Source organism: Herbaspirillum sp. CAH-3 (genome assembly GCF_009668275.1).
Classification (GTDB): Bacteria; Pseudomonadota; Gammaproteobacteria; order Burkholderiales; family Burkholderiaceae_D; genus Herbaspirillum; species Herbaspirillum aquaticum.
In genome coordinates this window covers 1-14,258 of the sequence record NZ_VSWE01000020.1, presented here as the reverse complement: position 1 = coordinate 14,258, position 14,258 = coordinate 1, and the positions used below count along the sequence as shown (strand labels likewise).

Below are 14,258 nucleotides of genomic sequence, written 5' to 3'. Positions count from 1 at the left end.
GCATGTCGTCCGCCCCCGCGCTTGCTGGCTCGCGTCATCACCTGCTGTGGCTCAACGAGGCGGGTTGGGCGCGCCTGCTGGCCGGTGGCGGCGATGCACGCCAGCAGGCCACCCTGCAGCATTGGCAGCGCATGCGCTGGCCCCTGATCGTGCGTCGCCGCGACGTCGAGGCCAGTGACGAAGAGATCTGCGTCGGCATCGCCTTGCCGCCCGATCCCCAAGGCAACAAGCCGCGCATCGCGTTGCGGGTGAGGGCCGATGAAGTGGCGTCGAGCCGTGCTCCTTTCCTGCTGCGGGACATCGTCGCGGCGCGTCTGTCCGGTCTGCCTGCCGCCTGGCAGACGGGGCTCACTGAGTTGCAGGAACATATGGCGCGCGCTGGTATTGCGCTCTCGGTGTTCGGTTCACTGGCTTGGCAGGCAGTGACCGCGCAAGCCTATCTGCGCAGCAGTTCCGACATCGACCTGCTGTTCCAGCCACGCAGCCAGTCCCAGCTGGAAGCCGGCGTGCGGCTGCTGGCCTGGCAGGCCATGTTCCTGCCGCTGGATGGCGAAATCGTGTTTCCCGACGGGGCCGCCGTGTCGTGGAAGGAATGGCGACAAGTTGCCGTGCTGGGCAGCCATCCCGAAGGCCAGGTCCTGGTCAAGCGGCCCGCCAGCGTGGCGCTCGAACGTGTGGGCGCGCTGCGCGCCAGCCTGCCGCAGGAGCAGACGTGCGACGCCTGATGCAGCATCCCGATACGCTGGACCGGCCGCTGCACCCGATGCAGAAGCGCCGCGCTGACCGCGAGAACCTGGTCTTCTGCCGCCAGCTCGCGCGACTGGCGGTGCGCAGCCTGTATCAGGAGCTGGTGCTCTACCCCAAGCCGGGCCTGGTCTCGCGCGTGGACAACGGCAGCCACACCGACATGACGGCACAGACTTTCCTGCGCAGCCTGTTCGCGCTGCGCCATTACTTTTTCCAGATTGCTGCCGCAGGCCTGGAAGGAGCTTCCTTCCCCACCCTGCAGAGCTTGGCGATTCGCGCCGAGCAGCGCATGCTGCGCGCAACGGGAGGCATCAACACGCATCGCGGTGCCATCTTCGCGCTGGGCATGCTGTGCGCGGCCATGGGATATGCGCGGGGCCGTCACATGCCACTGCAAGCGGCCACCCTCCGTGCCACCTTGCTGATCCAGTGGGGCGATGCGCTGGCTCGCCATAGCGCTGCGGCGCTGCCCGGCGGCCAGCACAGCCATGGCCAGCGCGTGGCCGCCGTACATGCCGTGGGCGGGGCGCGCGAAGAGGGCGCGCTGGGCTTTCCAGCGGTGTTCGAGGTGGCCTTGCCGCAATTGCAGGCCACGCTTGCGGCCGGACGCGATCTCCATCACGCCCGTATCGATGCGCTCTTCGCGCTGATGGCGCATCTCAGCGATACCAACGTCTATCATCGCGGCGGAGCCGAAGGCGCGGCCCTGGTCCGCAGCCGCAGCGCCGCGTTCCTGGCGGCCGGCGGCACTGCGTTGCCCGATTGGGAGGCCCAGGCGCTGGACTGCCATCGCGAGTTCGTCGCGCGTCGCCTGTCGCCGGGCGGTGCGGCCGATCTGCTGGCAGCGGCCTGCCTGGTCCATGAGGCCGTCAACCTATGAGTCTGCGCCTGGCTATCCTGTGTCCGGGGCAGGGCGCGCAGCATGCGGGCATGTTCGACCTGCTGCGCAATGATCCGCTGGCCAGCACCTTCCTGATCCAAAGCGGGCTGTCGTCGCATCTGCAAGCACCGGTGGAAACGGTTCTCAGCGATCCGGCCCAGCTGTTTGCCAATCGCAATGCCCAACCGCTGATCGTCGCGGCGCAATTGGCCGCCTGGCAGGCGTTGCGCGAGCCGTTGGCAGACTTGGCCGGCGCACCTTTGGTGGTGGCGGGCTACAGCGTTGGCGAACTGGCCGCCTACGCGGTGGCCGGGGTCATCGATCCCGTGGAGGGTGTCGCGCTGGCCGCACGACGCGCCACCGCCATGACCGAGGCGGCCAGCGTGCAACCGGCGCAAGGCTTGATGTCCATTGGTGGACTGCCGCTGTCTGTTGCGCAGCAATGCCTGGTCAATCACGCTGCCTACGTGGCCATCGTCACGGGTGAAGATACCCTCATCGCCGGTGGGGCCGGGACCGCCTTGCAAGCCGCTGCCGATGAGCTTGCCGCCGCTGGCGCGCGGACTTCTGCCTTGCCCGTCGGGCTGGCCTCGCACACCCCGTTGATGCAGGCCGCGACGGGCATCTTTGCAGCAGAGCTTGCCGCACTCCAGCTGGGCTCCCCCGGTCCGGCCTTGCTGGCGGGCGTCACCGGCCAGGCGATTGCCGATGCCGCGCAAGCGCAGGCGCTGCTGGTGCGCCAGCTGGTGGAGCCCATCCAGTGGGCCGGCTGCATGGATGCCATGGCCGAACGCGGCGTGACGGTTGCGCTGGAACTGGGCCCCGGGGCAGCCTTGTCGCGCATGCTGCGCGAACGGCATCCACAGATCGCCTGCCGTTCGCTGGCGGACTTCCGCACGATTTCGGGCGCGCTGGCCTGGCTGGGGCGGCAAACTGACTGAATCGTGCGGCGGTACGCCCGCAGCTGGCATCTGCGCGATGCCGGTGCTATCGTGATATGAAGACTTCTTCCAGCGCCCGCGCCCCTGTCGGATCCGGCTGACAGTGCAACCCGCTTTGTGCATGCCTGTGCCTGCAGGCGCGAACCAATGAGCGATCCCTCAGTCGCATCTTGAAGCAGTGCCCATGTTCAACCCGACCAGGAGGCCCCAAGATGAAAGTCGATGTGTACAAGCGCCCGGACGGCGAAGGTTTGTTTTCCTACCTCGTCCTGCCCCATGAAAAGCCGCTGCCGGAAGAGGTGACCAATACCGACTGGCAGCTCCACGAGCGGGATGTGGACTTCGAGCGCGACGGCAAGCGGCATTTCACGCTGGAGGCAGAGGATGCTTTCATGCAGATCGGCGAGAAAGGCTATGCCATCACCCATCTGGACCAACGCAGCGGGGACGGCGCGGCCTGAGACCGCCTGCCCATCCGCAGAGGAGACCATCATGCCCACCGAACAAGTAGGCGATTACGAAGTGGAATACGCGGGCGTCCGCCTCATAGGCGGCGACGAATGGGTGGCCCAGGTAGCCATCTTCGGCCATTCCACCAATCCCATGCACCGCAACCCGGTATTCCCGGTGCAGCGCGTGCTGCCCGACCAGACCTTTGCAGATGAAAAGGCGGCCGAGGAGGGCGCACGGCAGGCCGCGCATGACATGCTGGAGAAGCAGGCGGCGCGACACTGACTGCCGTTTTCCGCTGAAGAAGCCCGATCCGCCTGGTGGCGCATCGGGCTTCTTCACATTGGACGCTCATGGCATGAAATTCGCATACTGAAGACGATAGCGGCTTTCAGGCGACAGGCTGTCCACTCAGCCTACTCTGCAGTTTCGCAATAGAATGGCGTTGATTGCATTTTCGTTCATCTCTTCCTTTTCCTCGTCTGGCCAGGTCCCCTCATGAAACCCCCTCTGCTCGTCCTGATTCATCTTTCCGAAGAAAGCACCGCCACCATCGCCGCCCACTACGACATCCTCTACGCGCCGGATCGCCAGCGCCGTGACGCGATGATCGCCGGCCCGGCCAAGAAGGTGGCCGTGGTACTGACCAACGGTTCCACCGGGCTGACCGCCGATGAAATGCGTGCCTTGCCGCATCTGCAGCTGGTCTGCGCCCTCGGCGCCGGCTTTGAAAACATCGACGCCGCCCATGCCAAGGCGCACGGCATCGAGATCGCCACCGGTGCCGGCACCAACGAGGATTGCGTGGCCGACCATGCCCTGGGCCTGCTGCTGGCCATCCTGCGCAACATCCCGGTGCTGGACCGCTACACCCGCGACGGCGGCTGGCGCGAGACCATCCCCCTGCAACCGCAGCTGGCCGGCAAGCGCGTGGGCATCGTCGGCATGGGCAATATCGGCAAGAAGATCGCCCGCCGCGCCGCCGCCTTCGACGCCGAGATCGCCTACTGCAACCGCAAGAAGCGCGACGACGTCGATTTCCACTACTTCCCCGACGTGGCCCAACTGGCCGGCTGGGCCGACTGCCTGATCGTGGCAGCCCCGGGTGGTGCGCAGACCCATCACCTCATCAATGCGCGCGTGCTGGAAGAACTCGGTCCCAAGGCTTACCTGGTCAACATCGGCCGCGGCAGCATCGTCGATACCGAAGCCCTGGCCGCGGCCTTGTCGGCCGGACGCCTGGCCGGTGCCGGCCTGGATGTCTACGAGGGTGAACCCAAGCCGCCGGCGGCCCTGGTCGGCCTGCCCAATGTGGTACTGACGCCGCACATCGCCGGCTGGTCGCCGGAAGCCATCAGTGCCTCCGTGCGCCAGTTCCTGCGCAATTGCGAGGAGCATTTCGCCGCAGCCGAGCCGGTGGTGCGGGCCTGAGCGGGCCGCCGTGGGACCGCTGACGCGAGTTTTTTTGCCATAGCCGGGCCGGCTGGCCGATAATGTCGGCCGCGGCCGGTGCGCTTTCCTCCACGAAAGCCGCCCGGCCGGTTGCCTGCGCTCGCTCGGGGGAGCGTGCTGGCGGCCGGCGCCGCAGTCTCATTTCATTCCAAGATCAACCCATCGCCATCACACTACAGAGAGAGCCACGCACCATGGATCTGCCATCTCACCAACTCACCATGACGGTCCTGATGACCCCGGACATGGCCAACTTCGCCGGCAACGTGCACGGGGGCACCATCTTGAAGCTGCTTGACCAGGTGGCCTACGCCTGCGGCAGCCGCTATGCAGGCCAATACGTGGTGACCCTGTCGGTGGACCAGGTGATGTTCCGCCAGCCCATCCACGTGGGCGAGCTGGTGACCTTCCTGGCCAGCGTCAACCATACCGGCAAGTCGTCCATGGAAATCGGCATCAAGGTGGTCGCCGAGAATATCCGCACCCAGGAAACGCGCCACGTCAACAGCTGCTTCTTCACCATGGTGGCCGTGGACGACCAGCGCAAGCCGATCCCGGTGCCGCCGCTGCGTCCCTTCTCGCAGGAAGAAAAGCGCCGCTTCGACGCCGCCGTGATCCGCAAGTCGTTGCGCCAGGAACTGGCGCGCCGCTACGAGGAAGTCAAGCCGGGTAATGACAAAGCCAGCTGAGGCCAGCCGTCGGGATAGTCCAAAGCAAAAGGGGGATGCGCGATGGCGCATCCCCCTTTTTTACGTCGGTCAGGCCGGCGATCAATCCAGTGTGACCACGACCGATCCCAGCACGCCCAGGTTGGCATGCATGGTCTGTCCGGCCTGTATCGGCATGGGGACGATGGTCGAGCCGCTTGCCACCAGTTGGCCGGCGGCCAGCGTCAGCCCGTGCTCGCGCAGTTCATTGGCCAGCCAGGTCAGGGCCACGCGCGGGTCTCCCAGTACCTGGGCACCACTGCCGGCGCGTTCTTCACCCCCCTCGATGCGGCCCGAGGTGGCCAGCGCGGACAGGTCCAGGCTGCGCCAGTCGACGCTGGCGGGGGCGCCCAGCACGAACTGGTCGGCACAGCAGTTGTCGGCGATCAGTTGCGCCGCGCCGACCTGGCGGAACAGGTCGTAACGGGTATCAGGAATCTCGATGCCAGGATGGATCGCCGCCACGGCCGCCAGCACCTCGTCCTGCGTGTAGGGCGTGCTGCGCGGGGCCAGCGTGCTGCCCATGCGGAAGACCACCTCCACCTCGGCCACCCGCATCAGGTTGTCGCCCAGGGTAATGTGCGCGCCGCTGCGGTGCACGCGTTCTGCCAGCAGGCGGCCTGCCAGCGGCGCATCGACGTTGAGCATCTGCTGTCCGCCAAGGCCGGTGGCGGCGATCTTCCAGCCGGCCAGCGGCGCGAAGCTGCGCCCTTCCAGGCGGCGCTGGATGTCATAGGCCTGGCGGCGGTCGGCCGGCTGCAGCTGCGGCGGCAACTGCGCGATGCGGCGGTTGTGCGCCCAGCAGTCCCACAGCAGGTCGGCCGCTTCCTGGCATTGTGTATCGGTCAGCACCAAGGTTTCCCCCTTGCAAAGATGATCTGGTTCAGGCGCTCAAGGGACCCAGTGCGCCGATGGCGATGGTCAGCAGTCCCAGGCACAGGTTGATGCCCACCAGCATACGCACCTGGCGCAGCGCGCGCGAGGCGCGGTCCCAGTCCTGCTGGGCGGCAGCGAGCTTGAGGCGGCGGAAGGGCGCAAAGAAGATATGGGCGAAGATCAGCATCATCACCACGCCGATGCCGGTCATGGCGTGGACATACGGCGGCAGCTTGGCAGCGCCGGCTCCCATCACGGCCATCATGTGCAGGCCGCTGCCCAGCACCAGCGCGATGGCCACCCACACCCAGATGAAGAAATTGGCCAGCACGGCCGCCATCAGGGTCAGCCGCTGCTCGGGATGCAGCACCCCCAAGGCGGGCCGCAGGGCCATGTGGGCGAAGAACATGCCGCCGACCCAGAGGGTCAGGCCCAGCAGATGGAAGAATTTGGCAAACAGCATGGCGCTCCCGTCAGGAAAGTTCATATTCAGCTTTCGCCGCATTGTCGCATGAGTGGGAACACGGCGTATCGTCTGCCGAGCTAAAACGCCAGCTTGTGGTAATGTCTTGCCGAAACTCCAGCATCACCATTCATCGGGCGCTTGCTTGCGCCGCCATCCGGGGGGACGGTTTTACCATGTCGAACACCAGCAGCACCAGCAGCACCAGCACCACCAGCACTTCCAGTACCACCATCGGCGCCATTTACCAGTATCCCATCAAGTCCTGTGGCGGACTGTCCTTGCCCCGTGCCGAGATCGGTCCGCTGGGCCTGACCCTGGACCGCCAATGGATGCTGGTCAACCGCCAGGGCCAGTTCCTGAGCCAGCGCACCCATCCGCAGATGGCCTGCATCACGCCCGCCTTCGAGGGCGAGGCGCTGGTAGTGCGCGCGCCGGGCATGCCTGCCCTGGAATTGGCCGCTGCCGGCCAGGACGGTGCCACGCTCGCCGTGCAGGTCTGGGACAGCCGCCTGGAAGCGCTGGACCAGGGTGAGCAGGCGCGGGCATGGTTCTCGCATTACCTGCAGGAAGACGCCCGGCTGGTCCGTTTCAACCCGGCCGTGACGCGCGCCTGCAGTACCCGCTGGACGGGCGACCACCGCGCCACGACGCAGTTCTCCGATGGCTACCCGCTGCTGGTGATCGGCCAGGCCTCGCTGGATGAACTCAACGCTCGTCTTGCGGCCAAGGGCGCACCGATCCTGCCCATGGATCGCTTCCGCCCTAACCTGGTGATCGCCGGTTGGGAGGCCTATGAAGAAGACTTCATCGATACCCTGCGCCTGGGCAGTGGCGCGGATGCCGTGGCGTTGAAGCTGGTGAAGCCTTGTGCCAGGTGCCCCATCCCCGGCGTCGACCAGCGCACCGGCCAGCGCGATCCGCAGTGGCCCGATGAACCGCTGGACACCCTGGCCACCTATCGCGCCAATGCCCGGGTGGGTGGCGGCCTCACTTTCGGCCAGAACGCCATCGTCATCGGCGGGGAGGGCGGCGTGATCGAGACCGGGCAGCCGGTCCAATGGGAACTGAATTTCTGAGAGCGTCCACCAGGGCGCCGTCAAGCGACATCCATGCAACATCAAGCCACACGCCACTCGTACTGCGGCAAGGAAGAAGATGATCAAGGCATTACGTAGACCGCTCCTGTTGACCCTGGCCCTGCTGGGCGCGGTCGGGAGTTTCATGATGGGGAGCGCCAGTGCCGAGCCCCGCACCGTGTTGATCGGCCTGGCCGCACCCATGAGCGGGCTCTCCGGCAGTACCGGGGTGGCCCTGGAGCGCGCGGCCCAGCTGGCGGTGGATGACCTCAACAGCGGCAAGCCCGTCATTGCCGGCGAGCCGGTACTCTTCAAGCTGCTGGCCCAGGACGACCGCGCCGACCCGCGCACCGGCGAGCTGATCGCCGACTACTTCGTCAAGAGCAAGGTAGCCGCCGTGGTCGGCCACTGGAACAGCGGAGTGGGCATTCCTGCCGCGCGCATCTATGCCGCTGCCGGCATCCCCCACGTGGCGCCCGCCGTCACGGCACCCGCCTACACGCAGCAGGGCGATGCCAGCGCCTTTCGTATCGTGCCGCACGATGGCGAGGGCGCGCGGCTCACGGCTGACTACGTGGTGCGCGACCTCAAGGCCGGCAACATCGCGGTCATCGATGACAGCACCGTGTTCGGCACCACCTATGCCGATGAATTCGTCAAGTCGGTCAAGGCCTTGCAGGGCAGGGTGGGGGCACGCTATACGGTAAGCAGCAAGACCTCGGACTTCAACAGCATCCTGCGAGCGATTCGCGACAACGATCCGGACGTGGTGTTCTTCGCCGGACTCGATGCCCAGGCCGCACAACTGGTGCAGGACATGCGGCGCCTGCAGGTCCGGGCGCGTCTGGTGGGCATCGGCGGTGTGGTCGGGCCGACCTTTCTCAAGCTGGCCGGTGCGGCCGGCGAGGGCGTGAGTGTCGTCGAGCCGGGCCTGCCTTCCTACAAGGGCCCGCAATGGACCCATTTCGAGCAGGCCTGGAAAGCGCGCTACCGTGAGGCCATCTATCTCTACGCCCCCTTTGCCTACGACGCCGTGCGCGTGATCGCCGCCGCCATGCGCGAGGCCGATTCCGTGGATCCGGCCAAGGTCACGGCCAGCCTGCACCGGATCCGCTACAAGGGGATCTCCGGCAATATTGCCTTCGATGCGCAAGGCAACCTGCGTGATCCGGTCTTCACCCTCTACCAGGTCAGCCAGGGGCGCTGGCGCGTCATCCGCAGCATGGGCCATTCCGAGAAGAACTGAGGGCGCCCAAAAAACAATGCCGCCCGGCGTGAACCGGGCGGCATCGAATGGCAACGGCAGGTTTGCCTGCAGTGTGCTTACTTCTTGGGGCGGCCCACCTTCAGCGGGGTCAGGCTGCCGAGGATGTCCTTCAATTCGGTGATCTTCAGGTTCTTGATCAGCGACACGCCGATACGCAGCAGGTCGCTCTTCTTGATTTCCACGCCAGCCTTCAGGCAGGTCTTCTTGACCTGGGCCAGCACGGCGTATTCGTTCTCGGGCATGGTGAAGCTGTCGCGCACCTGCTTGACCTTCTTGGCCTTGGGGGCTTTCTCGACTTTTTCTACCTTCTCGGCCTTGACCGGCTTGTCAGTCTTCTCCGGCTTTGCGACTTTCTCGACCTTCTTGTCGGCTGCCGGTGCGGCGGCGGGCTTGGCGGCTGCACGGGTGGCAGGCTTGACGGCAGGTTTCTTCACCGCGGCGGGCTTGGGGGCTGCCGCCTTGGCGACAGGTTTCTTCGTTTCGGTTGCTGCTGCGGCTTGAACTCTGGTGGCCATGAACGCTCCTCTGAAAATTGATATAAACAATATATATTTTTTGCGCCTTTGCCGCAACATTCCTGCCGCCTGGCAACGATTTCATCGTCACTTTTCGTGTCTGCAAACGTTTTCAGGGATGGTCGGTGGCCACAGCATACGCGTGTGGCCGCAGGTTGCGGCGAATTACCATGTCCCGGGCGAAATGAACTTCTCCAGATTCATGGCCGCGATGCTAGCAAGTCCAGGTTAAAACTCTGTGACAAAGGTCAAAACAATTTATACGAAGCGCCACGTCCAAAAAAAAAGCAGCCCGGCCTTGCGGACGGACTGCAATCAACAACGCTCTCTACCGGGGACTTACATGATGCTGTTGGCCACTGCTGGCAATTTGTCGCTGGCGACCGGCGTGCCGGCCGGCTGGTTGCCGGCAGCGGTCTTCAATGGGGTGACGGTCGCCGGGCCCTTGGGCTGGGCGGCTTGCGCCAGATCGTTCTGGCTGGTGAACTCCTGCAGGAACTGGGCGAAGCCGGTACCGACTTCCTTGTGCTTGAAGCCCATGGCCACGGCCGCCTTCAGGTAGCCCAGCTTGGAGCCGCAGTCGAAACGCTGGCCTTCGTAGCGATAGGCCAGGATCTGTTCCTGCTCCAGCAGGGCCGAGATGGCATCGGTCAGCTGGATCTCGCCACCGGCACCGGTACCGATATTTTCCAGGCGTTCAAAAATGGCCGGGGTCAGCACATAGCGGCCCACGACCGCCAGGGTCGACGGCGCCTCTTCCGGGGACGGCTTTTCGACGATGCCGCTGAGCAGCTCGGTACGTTCGCCGTGGGCAGTGCCACTGACGATGCCGTACTGGCGGGTTTCCGGACGTGGTACGTCCTGCACGGCCAGGAGGCTCTTGCCTTCGCGCTCGTAGAGTTCGGTCATTTGTGCCATCACGTTCTTCTGGCCGGGTGCGGCATCCATGAAGTCGTCAGCCAGCAGGACGGCGAAGGGCTCGTCGCCCACCAGCGGCTTGGCCAGCAGCACGGCGTGGCCCAGGCCCAGGGGTTCGGCCTGGCGCACGTAGACGCAGTTGATGTGCTTGGGAATGACGTTGCGAATGGTTTCCAGCAGCTTTACCTTGCCGGCGGCTTCCAGTTCGGATTCCAGTTCGTAGGCTTTGTCGAAGTGGTCTTCGATGGCGCGCTTGTTGCGGCCGGTGATGAAAATCATCTCGGTGATGCCCGCTTCCACGGCTTCTTCGACAGCGTACTGGATCAGCGGCTTGTCGACGATGGGCAGCATTTCCTTGGGCTGTGCCTTGGTGGCGGGAAGGAAGCGGCTGCCGAGGCCAGCGACGGGGAAAACGGCTTTGGTGATTTTTTTCATGGTAAGTCCAGGTTTGGTTGAGTGAAGGGCGTGACACCCTCATGCACACAATGCAGGCTTGCTCGCGCTCCTCACGCCTGTCTGTTGTTCTTGATCATCTTCATCTGCAAAAACGCGCGGCACCCCTGGAACAGGGGAGCCACACCGGGAAATGCGTGGCTCAGCGCATGCGCAACCGTTTCCAGCAGCGAGGTGCGCGGCTGGCGGCGCGGTTCTTGTGCCACCGGCCGGGCCGGTTCATCCACCAGCTCGATACGCTGCGGCAGGCTGCCTTCGTTGAGCTGCTCCAGTACCGAAGCCAGTTGCGGTGCCTTCACTGCAATCTGGTGCAGCATGTCGGCCGATTCGCGGGCATAGCGCGCATAGTGTTCCGCCAGGTCGGCCCCATCGGCGGCTTGCGGCGCAGGCGCGAACGCATTGAGCGCGAAGGCATTGGCGAAAACGGGCGACGGGCGGGCACTGGTTTGAATGGCGGACATGATCGGCGGCTCTCTCAACATATCGGGCTGGCAAATGCACTATTGGTATTGGCTTGGGGCTGGGTGCCGCAAACGATTGCATGCTGCACTGCGCCTATGGGAAGCAAGAGTAAAAAAACTCTCGCTTCCTCTCTATAGGAATGCCGCCTTTTGCTGTGTAGGAAAAGAGGAAGCTTGGTCTGCATCTACCCCGCCGACCCCCGCGACGATGTACCCGCATCCCCGTACAGGCTCGACAGCCGCACATGGCGGGCTTGTCCTACAGGGGAATGGGCCGCTGTCCGATACCTCTCCCGGACTGGTTTTTCTATGATCACCTCATCTGTTGCGCCGAGCGCTTGCAGAGAAGAGGAAGCCGCCCGGCGGATTCCGACATCAACCCAAGAACGACAGAACGATTGAAAGGGAACATCATGGAACACGGACTCATCGCATGGCTGATCATTGGTGCCGTCGCCGGCTGGCTGGCCGGTGTGCTGGTCAAGGGCGGCGGCTTCGGCTTGCTGGCGGACATCTTGATCGGTATCGTCGGTGCCGTCATCGGCGGCTGGCTGGCGGGCCTGCTGGGCATCGCCGTGGGTGGCGGCATCCTGGCCTCCATCGTCACGGCCACCCTGGGCGCCATCGTCTTGCTGGTGATCGTGCGTGCCTTCCGGCGTGCCTGACCAGGCCCACACGCGGCCGGGGATACCCCGGCCGGCGTGAAGCCCCAATGAATGCGTCCGTGCCTGCGCCCGGGCGCGTTTTGCTTTCCGGAATCATGCTTCACTCGGCAGCGGCAAACGGTCGTGATCCGGCCCCGCCAAGCGCAAAAATTGTGATCTGCGGCAAGACTCCTGCAAGAATGTTCATATCGATGCTGCAGCGCGCCATCCCCGCGTTACAATAGCCGTGACGTTAGTAAAAGATTAAGTTGCGAAGGGGCGCACCCCTGGCCTGCGCCTTCGATTCCTCAGGTATTCCTTCATCCAGAAAAAACATCATGAGTAGCGTCAATCCCCTTGCCGGCAAGCGTGCCGCGCCTTCCGCCCTGGTGAACCTGCCGGTGCTGCTGTCGAACTACTACAGCCTGCGTCCTGATGTGGCCGAGGCTGGCCAACGCGTGGCCTTCGGCACTTCCGGCCATCGAGGCAACGCCAATGCCCACAGTTTCAATGAATGGCATGTGCTGGCCATCACCCAGGCCATCTGCGATTACCGCAAGGAGCAGGGCTTCAAGGGGCCGCTGTTCCTGGGCATCGATACCCACGCCTTGTCGGAACCGGCCTGGCACAGCGCGCTGGAGGTACTGGCGGGCAACGAGGTGGTGACCATGCTGGCCGAGGGCAGCCCTTATGCGCCCACGCCGGCCGTTTCGCATGCCATCCTCACCCACAATCGCGTGCACCGCGACAAGCTGGCCGACGGCATCGTGGTCACGCCTTCGCACAATCCGCCCGACAACGGCGGCTTCAAGTACAACATGCCCAATGGCGGCCCGTCGGACTCCAACGTCACCAGCTGGATCGAGAAGCGCGCCAATGGCTATCTGGAGCACAAGCTCGAAGGCGTGCGCCGCATCAGCTTCGAGAAGGCGCTCAAGGCCGACACCACGCGTCGCTACGACTATTTGGACAACTACGTTGGCGACCTGCCCAACATCATTGACCTGGGCGCCATTTCGGCGGCCAACGTGAAGATCGGCGTGGACCCGTTGGGCGGTGCCGGCTTGCATTACTGGTCGGCGATCGCCGATCGCTACAAGCTCAACCTGGAAGTGGTCAACACCGATGTGGATGCCAGTTTCCGCTTTGTGCCGCTGGACTGGGACGCGCAGATCCGCATGGATCCCTCCTCGCCTTATGCCATGAGCGAGCTGATCGCCCTGAAGGACCGCTTCGACGTGGCCATGGCCTGCGATACCGACCATGACCGCCATGGCATCGTCGCCAAGAGCACCGGGCTGCTGCCGGCCAATGACTATCTGTCGGTGGCGGTGTATTACCTGTTCCGCCATCGCCCCGCCTGGCGCGCCGATACGGCCGTGGGCAAGACCCTGGTGTCGAGCCAGATGATCAATCGCGTGGCCAACCACCTGGGCCGCAAGCTGCTGGAAATGCCGGTGGGCTTCAAGTGGTTCGTCGACGGCCTGTATGACGGCAGCCTGGCCTTCGGCTGCGAGGAAAGCGCCGGCGCTTCCTTCGTGCGCTTCGATGGCCAGCCCTGGAGCACCGACAAGGACGGCATCACCGCCGCCTTGCTGGCCGCCGAGATGACTGCCCGCACCGGCAGCGACCCTGGCCAGATCTACCAGGACCTGACCCGGCAGTTGGGTGCACCCGTCAATGGCCGCAAGGAAGCGGCTGCCACACCGGAGCAGAAGGCGCGCCTGTCAAAGCTTTCCCCTGAGGACGTGAGTTCCACCGAACTGGCCGGTGAAACCATCCGCGAAGTCATGACCACCGCGCCTGCCAATGGCAAGACCTTTGGTGGCCTGAAGATCGTCACCGACAATGGCTGGTTTGCCGCGCGCCCGTCGGGCACCGAGAGCATCTACAAGATCTACGGTGAAAGCTTCCGCGATGAGGCGCATCTGGAGCGCATCTTCGCCGAGGCACAAGAGATCGTGACGCGTGCGCTGAAGTCGAGCTGAAGCACCGCCGCCCTCCACGGAAAACGCCGCCGCCCTTTGGGTTGGCGGCGTTTTTTTCGTGAGTTCCTACAGGCGAATGGGCCGATGTCTGGCTGAGGACAGGGCAGGGGCTTCTTAAGATGGTGCATCGATCCAATTTCGCCAGGAGGACTGCCATGGAACCGTCTCAGCAGGATCCCCTATCATCTCCGCGTCCGACTCCGCCGCCTGCTTCGCAGGCAGCCTTGCTGCGTCCGCCCGGCATTCCCGGCGGCTCCCAAGCCAGTCCCGCGCCCGACCACATCGTGGCCGACCCCGGCCATGTGGTGGAGCCGGATGGGACCGAGGATCCCCTGGCCAATGCCGATGACGGCCTGCTGCCCCAGCCGGGCCAGCCCGCCCCCCAACCTTCACCCCCTCAGGAGAACGCCATGCACA

General features: G+C 64.7%; 17 protein-coding genes. 12 read left to right on the top strand and 5 right to left on the bottom strand.

The features are described 5' to 3' along the window. The first annotated feature begins 2 nt into the window (after positions 1 to 2). The 7 genes from mdcG (at position 3) to FYB76_RS22585 (ending at position 5,159) form a co-directional block, all read left to right on the top strand. The gene (gene mdcG, locus FYB76_RS22615) at positions 3 to 725 is read left to right on the top strand and encodes a malonate decarboxylase holo-[acyl-carrier-protein] synthase (RefSeq protein ID WP_229297067.1); all 723 of its coding nucleotides are present in this window, start codon (positions 3 to 5) and stop codon (positions 723 to 725) included. Beyond that, on the top strand, positions 713 to 1,627 hold the full coding sequence (gene mdcB, locus FYB76_RS22610; RefSeq protein WP_370516397.1) for a triphosphoribosyl-dephospho-CoA synthase MdcB: 915 nt from the start codon (positions 713 to 715) through the stop codon (positions 1,625 to 1,627). The genes mdcG and mdcB overlap by 13 nt, the downstream gene beginning before the upstream one ends. Beyond that, positions 1,624 to 2,568, top strand: coding sequence for an ACP S-malonyltransferase (locus tag FYB76_RS22605; protein WP_154135136.1), 945 nt, complete (start codon positions 1,624 to 1,626; stop codon positions 2,566 to 2,568). Before mdcB ends, FYB76_RS22605 begins: the two co-directional genes overlap by 4 nt. Before the next feature lie 212 nt (positions 2,569 to 2,780). Beyond that, complete coding sequence (locus tag FYB76_RS22600) at positions 2,781 to 3,029, top strand: DUF6139 family protein (protein WP_088753542.1); 249 nt, start codon at positions 2,781 to 2,783, stop codon at positions 3,027 to 3,029. 31 nt (positions 3,030 to 3,060) lie between these two features. Then, the gene (locus FYB76_RS22595) at positions 3,061 to 3,303 is read left to right on the top strand and encodes a hypothetical protein (protein WP_088753543.1); all 243 of its coding nucleotides are present in this window, start codon (positions 3,061 to 3,063) and stop codon (positions 3,301 to 3,303) included. Between the two features lie 213 nt (positions 3,304 to 3,516). Further along, positions 3,517 to 4,449 (top strand): 2-hydroxyacid dehydrogenase, encoded by a 933-nt coding sequence (locus tag FYB76_RS22590; protein ID WP_154135135.1) that lies wholly within the window; start codon positions 3,517 to 3,519, stop codon positions 4,447 to 4,449. A gap of 215 nt (positions 4,450 to 4,664) precedes the next feature. Continuing rightward, on the top strand, positions 4,665 to 5,159 hold the full coding sequence (locus FYB76_RS22585; RefSeq protein ID WP_088753545.1) for an acyl-CoA thioesterase: 495 nt from the start codon (positions 4,665 to 4,667) through the stop codon (positions 5,157 to 5,159). Between the two features lie 81 nt (positions 5,160 to 5,240). Here the strand turns inward: FYB76_RS22585 and FYB76_RS22580 are convergent, their stop codons facing one another. Both FYB76_RS22580 and FYB76_RS22575 read right to left on the bottom strand, forming a co-directional pair. Then, positions 5,241 to 6,029 carry a 2-keto-4-pentenoate hydratase gene (locus tag FYB76_RS22580; protein ID WP_370516396.1) on the bottom strand — a complete coding sequence of 263 codons (789 nt, stop codon included), beginning with the start codon at positions 6,027 to 6,029 and terminating at the stop codon, positions 5,241 to 5,243. A gap of 31 nt (positions 6,030 to 6,060) precedes the next feature. Then, complete coding sequence (locus FYB76_RS22575) at positions 6,061 to 6,516, bottom strand: CopD family protein (RefSeq protein WP_088753631.1); 456 nt, start codon at positions 6,514 to 6,516, stop codon at positions 6,061 to 6,063. A gap of 176 nt (positions 6,517 to 6,692) precedes the next feature. Between FYB76_RS22575 and FYB76_RS22570 the strand changes: the two genes are divergently transcribed. Together FYB76_RS22570 and FYB76_RS22565 are read left to right on the top strand one after the other, a co-directional pair. Next, the gene (locus tag FYB76_RS22570) at positions 6,693 to 7,595 is read left to right on the top strand and encodes an MOSC domain-containing protein (RefSeq protein WP_154135133.1); all 903 of its coding nucleotides are present in this window, start codon (positions 6,693 to 6,695) and stop codon (positions 7,593 to 7,595) included. A 79-nt stretch (positions 7,596 to 7,674) separates the two neighbouring features. Then, on the top strand, positions 7,675 to 8,841 hold the full coding sequence (locus tag FYB76_RS22565) for a branched-chain amino acid ABC transporter substrate-binding protein (RefSeq protein WP_154135132.1): 1,167 nt from the start codon (positions 7,675 to 7,677) through the stop codon (positions 8,839 to 8,841). 77 nt (positions 8,842 to 8,918) lie between these two features. Here FYB76_RS22565 and FYB76_RS22560 read toward each other — a convergent pair whose 3' ends face one another. From FYB76_RS22560 to FYB76_RS22550, 3 genes are all read right to left on the bottom strand, one after another. Then, the gene (locus tag FYB76_RS22560; protein ID WP_088753548.1) at positions 8,919 to 9,377 is read right to left on the bottom strand and encodes a hypothetical protein; all 459 of its coding nucleotides are present in this window, start codon (positions 9,375 to 9,377) and stop codon (positions 8,919 to 8,921) included. Between the two features lie 339 nt (positions 9,378 to 9,716). Continuing rightward, positions 9,717 to 10,730, bottom strand: coding sequence for a UTP--glucose-1-phosphate uridylyltransferase GalU (gene galU, locus FYB76_RS22555; protein WP_088753549.1), 1,014 nt, complete (start codon positions 10,728 to 10,730; stop codon positions 9,717 to 9,719). 71 nt (positions 10,731 to 10,801) lie between these two features. Continuing rightward, complete coding sequence (locus FYB76_RS22550) at positions 10,802 to 11,209, bottom strand: hypothetical protein (protein ID WP_154135131.1); 408 nt, start codon at positions 11,207 to 11,209, stop codon at positions 10,802 to 10,804. Between the two features lie 413 nt (positions 11,210 to 11,622). Here FYB76_RS22550 and FYB76_RS22545 point away from each other — a divergent pair, with 413 nt between their 5' ends. The 3 genes from FYB76_RS22545 to FYB76_RS22535 all read left to right on the top strand — a co-directional run. Further along, positions 11,623 to 11,874 carry a GlsB/YeaQ/YmgE family stress response membrane protein gene (locus tag FYB76_RS22545; protein ID WP_017450312.1) on the top strand — a complete coding sequence of 84 codons (252 nt, stop codon included), beginning with the start codon at positions 11,623 to 11,625 and terminating at the stop codon, positions 11,872 to 11,874. 317 nt (positions 11,875 to 12,191) lie between these two features. Next, a complete protein-coding gene (gene pgm / locus FYB76_RS22540) occupies positions 12,192 to 13,841 on the top strand; it encodes a phosphoglucomutase (alpha-D-glucose-1,6-bisphosphate-dependent) (protein WP_154135130.1) in 1,650 nt (549 codons plus the stop codon). Positions 13,842 to 13,996: 155 nt separating this feature from the next. Continuing rightward, a partial coding sequence (locus tag FYB76_RS22535; protein ID WP_154135129.1) for a hypothetical protein occupies positions 13,997 to 14,258 on the top strand: 262 nt, incomplete at its 3' end.

Excerpts from the sequence above, each read along its gene's own strand:
- FYB76_RS22565 (WP_154135132.1), top strand. The coding sequence starts at position 7,675 with ATGATCAAGGCATTACGTAGACCGCTCCTGTTGACCCTGGCCCTGCTG.
- FYB76_RS22585 (WP_088753545.1), top strand. The coding sequence starts at position 4,665 with ATGGATCTGCCATCTCACCAACTCACCATGACGGTCCTGATGACCCCG.
- FYB76_RS22600 (WP_088753542.1), top strand. The coding sequence starts at position 2,781 with ATGAAAGTCGATGTGTACAAGCGCCCGGACGGCGAAGGTTTGTTTTCC.
- FYB76_RS22595 (WP_088753543.1), top strand. The coding sequence starts at position 3,061 with ATGCCCACCGAACAAGTAGGCGATTACGAAGTGGAATACGCGGGCGTC.
- galU (WP_088753549.1), bottom strand. The coding sequence starts at position 10,730 with ATGAAAAAAATCACCAAAGCCGTTTTCCCCGTCGCTGGCCTCGGCAGC.
- FYB76_RS22605 (WP_154135136.1), top strand. The coding sequence starts at position 1,624 with ATGAGTCTGCGCCTGGCTATCCTGTGTCCGGGGCAGGGCGCGCAGCAT.
- FYB76_RS22570 (WP_154135133.1), top strand. The coding sequence starts at position 6,693 with ATGTCGAACACCAGCAGCACCAGCAGCACCAGCACCACCAGCACTTCC.
- pgm (WP_154135130.1), top strand. The coding sequence starts at position 12,192 with ATGAGTAGCGTCAATCCCCTTGCCGGCAAGCGTGCCGCGCCTTCCGCC.
- FYB76_RS22590 (WP_154135135.1), top strand. The coding sequence starts at position 3,517 with ATGAAACCCCCTCTGCTCGTCCTGATTCATCTTTCCGAAGAAAGCACC.
- mdcG (WP_229297067.1), top strand. The coding sequence starts at position 3 with ATGTCGTCCGCCCCCGCGCTTGCTGGCTCGCGTCATCACCTGCTGTGG.
- FYB76_RS22550 (WP_154135131.1), bottom strand. The coding sequence starts at position 11,209 with ATGTCCGCCATTCAAACCAGTGCCCGCCCGTCGCCCGTTTTCGCCAAT.
- FYB76_RS22560 (WP_088753548.1), bottom strand. The coding sequence starts at position 9,377 with ATGGCCACCAGAGTTCAAGCCGCAGCAGCAACCGAAACGAAGAAACCT.
- FYB76_RS22545 (WP_017450312.1), top strand. The coding sequence starts at position 11,623 with ATGGAACACGGACTCATCGCATGGCTGATCATTGGTGCCGTCGCCGGC.
- FYB76_RS22575 (WP_088753631.1), bottom strand. The coding sequence starts at position 6,516 with ATGCTGTTTGCCAAATTCTTCCATCTGCTGGGCCTGACCCTCTGGGTC.